The 6,282-nt window shown below is 70.4% G+C and carries 7 protein-coding genes; all 7 read right to left on the reverse strand.

The annotated features are described in order from the left end of the window. A partial coding sequence (locus ACFE86_RS20640) for a ribosome-recycling factor (protein WP_375457193.1) occupies positions 1–377 on the reverse strand: 377 nt, incomplete at its 3' end. Positions 378–512: 135 nt separating this feature from the next. Beyond that, on the reverse strand, positions 513–1,235 hold the full coding sequence (pyrH, locus tag ACFE86_RS20645) for a UMP kinase (protein ID WP_375457194.1): 723 nt from the start codon (positions 1,233–1,235) through the stop codon (positions 513–515). A 334-nt stretch (positions 1,236–1,569) separates the two neighbouring features. Continuing rightward, positions 1,570–2,490, reverse strand: coding sequence for a translation elongation factor Ts (gene tsf, locus ACFE86_RS20650; protein ID WP_375457195.1), 921 nt, complete (start codon positions 2,488–2,490; stop codon positions 1,570–1,572). Between the two features lie 152 nt (positions 2,491–2,642). Continuing rightward, positions 2,643–3,710 carry a 30S ribosomal protein S2 gene (locus tag ACFE86_RS20655; protein WP_375457196.1) on the reverse strand — a complete coding sequence of 356 codons (1,068 nt, stop codon included), beginning with the start codon at positions 3,708–3,710 and terminating at the stop codon, positions 2,643–2,645. Between the two features lie 171 nt (positions 3,711–3,881). After that, positions 3,882–4,142 carry a hypothetical protein gene (locus ACFE86_RS20660; RefSeq protein WP_375457197.1) on the reverse strand — a complete coding sequence of 87 codons (261 nt, stop codon included), beginning with the start codon at positions 4,140–4,142 and terminating at the stop codon, positions 3,882–3,884. Between the two features lie 187 nt (positions 4,143–4,329). Continuing rightward, the gene (locus ACFE86_RS20665; protein WP_375457198.1) at positions 4,330–5,088 is read right to left on the reverse strand and encodes a pseudouridine synthase; all 759 of its coding nucleotides are present in this window, start codon (positions 5,086–5,088) and stop codon (positions 4,330–4,332) included. After that, positions 5,085–6,005 carry a class I SAM-dependent methyltransferase gene (locus tag ACFE86_RS20670; protein ID WP_375457199.1) on the reverse strand — a complete coding sequence of 307 codons (921 nt, stop codon included), beginning with the start codon at positions 6,003–6,005 and terminating at the stop codon, positions 5,085–5,087. The genes ACFE86_RS20665 and ACFE86_RS20670 overlap by 4 nt, the downstream gene beginning before the upstream one ends. Between the last annotated feature and the right edge of the window lie 277 nt (positions 6,006–6,282).

A 6,282-nucleotide genomic window follows, 5' to 3' on the forward strand; every position in this document is an offset into this window, starting at 1 on the left:
GCCTCCTCGGTGTACTTGTGCGCGACCTTGACCATCTCCTTGCGGCGCTGCTCGTTCATCTCGGGGATGCGCAGGCGGATGGTCTGGCCTTCCGTCTGCGGGTTGAGGCCGAGGTCGGATTCGCGGATCGCCTTCTCCACCGCCGTGACCATGGAGCGGTCCCAGACCGAGATCGAGAGCAGGCGCGGCTCGGGCACGCTCACGGTGGCCACCTGCGCCATCGGCATCGAGGCGCCGTAGGCGTCGACCTGGATCGGGTCGAGGATGCTCGGCGTCGCGCGGCCGGTGCGCAGCGACCCGAGATCCTTGGAGAGCGCGGCGACGGCGCCGTGCATGCGGCGCTTGAGGTCGGCGAGGTCGAAGGGCGGTGTGGCCATTTTTGGGAAGGTCCCGAAACGTCTGGGGTCGTTGCCAAATCCCCCCGGCTCAGGGGCCGGGGCGCGTCGGGGCTTCAATGAACGAAAACCCGCACGCCCGCAAACCGGGCCGCGCCCGAGAATCGAGGGATGTCATCACGGGACGACGTGGGTGCAGGGCGCCGCGCCGGTGAGGATCGCGGTGATCGAGGAGGGCGCGTGGACCGAGCCGACGACGATCGAGAGCCGGCTCTCGCGCGCGAGCGCGAAGGCCGCCGTGTCCATGATCTTGAGGTCGCGGCCGATCGCCTCGTCGTGGGTGATGCGGTCGTAGCGCGTCGCGGTCGGATCCGTCTTCGGGTCGGCGGAATAGACGCCGTCCACCTGCGTCGCCTTGAGCACGGCGTCGCAGCGCAGTTCCGCCCCGCGCAGCACCGCCGCGGTGTCGGTGGTGAAGAACGGGTTGCCGGTGCCGCCGGCGAGCACCACCACCTGCCCCTTGTCGAGGTGGTGCAGCGCCGGCTGGCGCGCGTAGGTCTCGCAGATCGTCGGCATCGAGACCGCCGACATCGTCCGCGCCGGGACGCCGGCGGCGTTGAGCGCCGTCTCCAACGCCAGCGAGTTCATCACGGTCGCCATCATGCCGAGGGAATCGCCGGTGGCGCGGTCGATGAAGCCGGCCTGCGAGATCCGCGCCCCGCGGATCATGTTGCCGCCGCCCACCACCAGCGCGATCTCGATGCCGGCCTCGATGGTGCGGGCGATGTCCTCGGCGAGCCCCGCCAGCGTCGGCGGGTGGAGCCAGTACCCGTCCGGGGCGGCCAGCGCCTCGCCGGACAGTTTCACGAGCACGCGGCGAAACGGCGTCGTCTCCGGCATCGTCCACCTCGCGCGGCCGGGTGAGAACCCAAGGGCCGATCCAGAACCGAGGGGCTTCTACGTCAGACCGCCCGAATCCGTCGAGGGCGGCCGGCCGCCCCGAACGCAAAAAGCCCCGGCCTCGCGGCCCCGGACAGTTTCACGAGCACGCGGCGAAACGGCGTCGTCTCCGGCATCGTCCACCTCGCGCGGCCGGGTGAGAACCCAAGGGCCGATCCAGAACCGAGGGGCTTCTACGTCAGACCGCCCGAATCCGTCGAGGGCGGCCGGCCGCCCCGAACGCAAAAAGCCCCGGCCTCGCGGCCGGGGCTTCGTCATGGATCGCCTGCGCCGCTCAGCGCGACATGCTCGCCACCTCGGCGGCGAAGTCGGGACCCTCTTCCTTCTCGATGCCGTCGCCGAGCGCGTAGCGCACGAAGGCGGTGAGCGCGACCGGCGCGCCGGCCTTGGCCGACGCCTCCTTGATCACCTGCGCGACGGTCTTCGAGCCGTCGTGGACGAAGGGCTGCTCCAGCAGGGTGACCTCCTTGTAGTAGCTCTTCAGGCCGCTCTCGACGATCTTGGCGAGCACGTGGTCCGGCTTGCCGGCGTTCTTCTCGCGCAGGATGTTGCTCTCGCGCTCGAGCGTCGCCGCGTCGACGCCGGAGGCGTCGAGCGCCACCGGGTTCGTGGCGGCGACGTGCATCGCGATCTGGCGGCCGAGCGTCGCGAGGAACGCGACGTCGCCCTCGGATTCGAGCGCGACCAGCACGCCGATCTTACCGAGACCCTCGGCGAGCTGGCTGTGGACGTAGCTGGCGATCACGCCCTTGCCCACGTCGAGCTTGGCCACGCGGCGCAGGTTCATGTTCTCGCCGATGGTGGCGATGAGGCTTTGCAGCGTCTCGGCGACGGTCTCGGCGGCGCCGGGGAAGCGGGCGGCCTGGAGGCCGTCGAGCGTGCCGTCGGTGTCGAGGGCGATCTTGGCGGCCTGGCGCGCGAACGCCTGGAACGCGTCGTTGCGCGCGACGAAGTCGGTCTCGGAATTCACCTCGACGATCGCGGCGTGGTGGCCCGAGGATTCGACGGCGACGAGGCCTTCCGCGGCCACGCGCCCGGCCTTCTTGGCGGCCTTGGCGAGGCCCTTCTTGCGCAGCCAATCGACGGCGGCTTCGAGGTCGCCCGCGGTCTCGCTGAGCGCGCCCTTGCAATCCATCATGCCCGCGCCGGTCTTCTCGCGGAGTTCCTTCACCATCGCGGCGGTGACGTTGGCCATGGCCGGTCCTTTCGTGTCGTTCGAAACGGTTTTGCGCGAAGCGGAACGCTTCAGATGAGGCGAGCCCGACGCTCAAGCCTGAGCGCCGGGCCCGAATGTCGTCCGCGATCCGCCGACGCCCCGAAGACGGGCGGCGTGAAACCGGCAAAAGATCAGGCGGCGGCCTGGGCCTCGACGAAGCCGCGGGCCTGGGCGACCCAGCCGTCGCGGCCGAAGCGGTCGTTGAGCTTGAGGTCGGCATCGACCTTGGCGACGTCCTCCGGGCTCATCGCGGCGATCTGCCAGTAATGGTAGATGCCGGCGTCGTTCAGCTTCTGCACGATCTGCGGGCCGGCGCCGTGGAGCTTGGACAGGTCGTCCGGCGCGCCGCGGGGCGCGGCGAGCAGCTCGAAATGCTCGGTGGTCTCGGCGAGCATCGCCACGTCCGCCGGGTCGAGCGCCCCGGAGCCGACCGAGACCGCCGCGTCGTCGTTGGCCGGAAGCTCCTCGGCCATCGGCTCCTCGGACGCGCCGAGATCGACGCCCGACGAACCCTGGCCGCGGGAGATGCCGTCGATCGCCGCGCGCGCGACGAGGTCGCAATAGAGCGCGATGGCGCGGCCCGCGTCGTCGTTGGCCGGCACGACGTAGGTGATGCCGTCCGGGTTGCAGTTGGTGTCGACGATCGCCGCCACGGGAATCCCGAGGCGCTGGGCCTCCTTGATCGCGAGCTGCTCCTTGTTGGTGTCGATCACGAACAGCAGGTCGGGCACGCCGCCCATGTCCTTGATGCCGCCGAGCGCCTTCTCGAGCTTGTCCTTCTCGCGCGACAGCATCAGGCGCTCCTTCTTGGTGAGGCCCGGGCCGCCGGTGTCCAGCGTCTCGTCGACCTTGCGCAGGCGCGAGATCGAGCCGGAGATGGTCTTCCAGTTGGTCAGCATGCCGCCCAGCCAGCGGGAGTTGACGTAGTACTGCGCCGAGCGCTTGGCGGCCTCCGCGATCGTGTCGGCGGCCTGGCGCTTGGTGCCGACGAACAGCACGCGCCCGCCCTTGGCCACGGTGTCGCTCACCGCCTGCAGGGCGGTATGCATCGCCGGCACGGTCTGGGCGAGGTCGATAATGTGGATGTTGTTGCGGGTGCCGAAGATATAGGGCTGCATCTTCGGGTTCCAGCGGTGCGACTGGTGCCCGAAATGGGCGCCGGCCTCGAGGAGCTGGCGCATGGTGAAGTCGACGGCCATGAGCGAGGGTCTTTCTTTTTCCGGTTGATGCCGCCGCGGAGGTAGCGACCGGCTGACACGCTCAGCCGGCCACCGGAAACGCCCCATTCAGGCATGGGGCCGGCTCCGCGTGTGGAATGGGTTGGGCCTTAGCAGAGGCCGCCCGCCGGGGCAACAATTTCGCGGGCGCGGTCAGACGGGGTCGTTGCGCTCGAACCATAGGAAGGTGGCGGTGCCGCCGATGAGGAACGGTCCGAGCACGACCCATACGTAGACCGCGATCCAGAAATCGAGGCCGTCGGTCGCATACCAGCGATCACCGCCATGGCGGGCAGGAAGCCAGATCACGCCCCAAACAATGGCGCGCGTGAGCTGCCACAGTGAGAAGGCCCAGATACAGAACAACCCGAGGACAAGCGCATGACCGTCATGCCGTGTGCCAGGATTCCGCATGATGCTGCCGTGTCATCGAGATCAGGCGCAGCCTGAATGGAAACCGTCACCATGCGGTTTCCTACTTCGTAGGGATTCGCGATGCTAGAGCATTTTCCGTAATCCTTAGATCACGGAAAATGCTCTAAGTCTTTGTGTAGTCGCGTTTTCTTCACACGAGCCGGTATCCACCTCGCTGGAAAACGCTCTAACTCGCCGCGAACACGCGCGCGATCTCGTCCCCACCCATCACCCGATACGCCCCCGGCGCCAGGTCCGCCGGCAGGTCGAGCCCGCCGATGCGGTCGCGGTGGAGCGCCGTGACGTGGTTGCCCAGCGCCGCGAACATGCGCCGGACCTGATGGTAGCGGCCCTCGCGCAGTGTGACCGTGGCGTGCGTGGCGTCCTCGGCCGTGAAGTCCACCGGCAGGAGCGGCCTGTCGTCGTCCTCCAGCGTGAGCGTGCCTGCGGCGAGGATCGCGCCCTCGTCCCCGTTGAGCGGCCGGTCGAGCGTCACGCGGTAGCGTTTCCCGAGGTTGGCCCTGGGCGCGATGATCTTGTGCAGCAGCGCGCCGTCGTCGGTGAGCAGCAGCAGGCCGGAGGTGTCCTTGTCGAGGCGCCCGACGGTGGAGAGCGCCGGGTCGCGGCGGCGCCAGCGCGCGGGCAGCAGGCCGTAGACCAGCGGGCCGGCCTCCTTGTGCGAGCAGGTGACGCCGAGCGGCTTGTGCAGCATGAGCGTCAGGCCCGGCGGCGGATCGAGGGCTTCGCCGTCGATGGTCATCCGCGCGGGCAGGTCTGGCGTCACCGCGATGCGCTGCCCGGCATCGTCGAGGAGCGCGCCGTCGAGCACGATGGCGCCGGCCCGCGCCAGCCCCGCGATCTCCCGACGCGAACCGTAGCCGAGATTGGCCAGCAGCTTGTCGAGGCGTGCGGCCGGAGTCTTCGCGCCCGAGGTCTTCGCGCTCACTTGCGCGCCTCGAACACCTTGTAGCCGTGGGCCGAGGCCCGCACCGTCACCGTCTTGAAAGCCTCGGCGAGCACGCGCTCGTAGGAGAGGTGGGCGTTGGCGGTGAGCCACAGGCTGCCGCCGGGGCGCAGCGCCTCGGCGGCGCGGCGGATGAACGCCTGCCCGAGCGTCTGGTCCTCGGCGCCGCCGTCGTGGAAGGGCGGGTTCGTCACCACGAAGTCGAGACGCGCCAGCGCCGAATCCGCCGTGCGGAGGTCGGCCCAGCGGATCGTCGCGCGCGGGTCGCCGATGTTGCGCGTCGCCATCTCGACCGCGCGCCGGTCGATGTCGATCAGCGTCAGCGCGGCGACGGCGGGCGAGGCCAGCACCGCGCGCGCCAGGATGCCGAGCCCGCAGCCGAGGTCGGCGCCGGCCCCCTTCAGCGCCGGCAGCGTCGCCAGCAGCAGCGCGCTGCCGGGATCGAGCCTGTCCCAGGAGAAGATGCCCGGCTGCGTGCACAGCGCGAGGTTGTCGACGTGGCGCGGGGCGCCCGCGGCGAGCGCCGCGGCGAGCGGCAGGTCGCCGTCCGGCCGCACGAGGCGGCAGAGGCGGTGGTGGCGCCGGGCCTCCTCCGAGACCGTGCCGCCGAGATCCTTCAGCTCGCGCGCCAGCCGCGCGCCGCCGCGGTCCTTCGGCGCCATCGCGAGAAGCCCGCCGCCGGGGCGCAACGCCCGCAGCGCCTGCGCCAGGGCGAAGCGCCGCTCGACGGTGCCGGCCGGCGCCAGCATGTCGATCCGTGCGAGGCTCGCATCCGCGCAATCCTCCAGGCGCACGGAGCCGGGGATCAGCGGCGAGACCTGCGCGGCGCCCGGCGGGACGTCGGCGAGTTCGGCCGGCGGCAGGCCGTAGACGGCTTCGGTGATGGCGGCATCGGACATGGGCTTTGTGGATTTTTGTCGGTGGAGGATGTCGTGAAGGCAGGCGGCACCGCCCACGAGCGGCTCGCAGGGCGCGGCCGGGTGGTGTCCGGACGATCCGTCTGCCCTTCGGGATGCGGGGGCCGGCGCATCGACGCGCCGGTCCGATCGACGCGAACGGCCGGACGACGCCGAAGGCGTCAGCCGCGCGGGAATTCCAGGCCCATCTCGCGGTAGCGGGCGGGGTCGTCGGCCCAGTTCTCGCGCACCTTCACGTGCAGGAACAGGTGGACGGTGG

The sequence above is a fragment of the uncultured Methylobacterium sp. genome, from assembly GCF_964244095.1.
Taxonomy (GTDB): domain Bacteria; phylum Pseudomonadota; class Alphaproteobacteria; order Rhizobiales; family Beijerinckiaceae; genus Methylobacterium.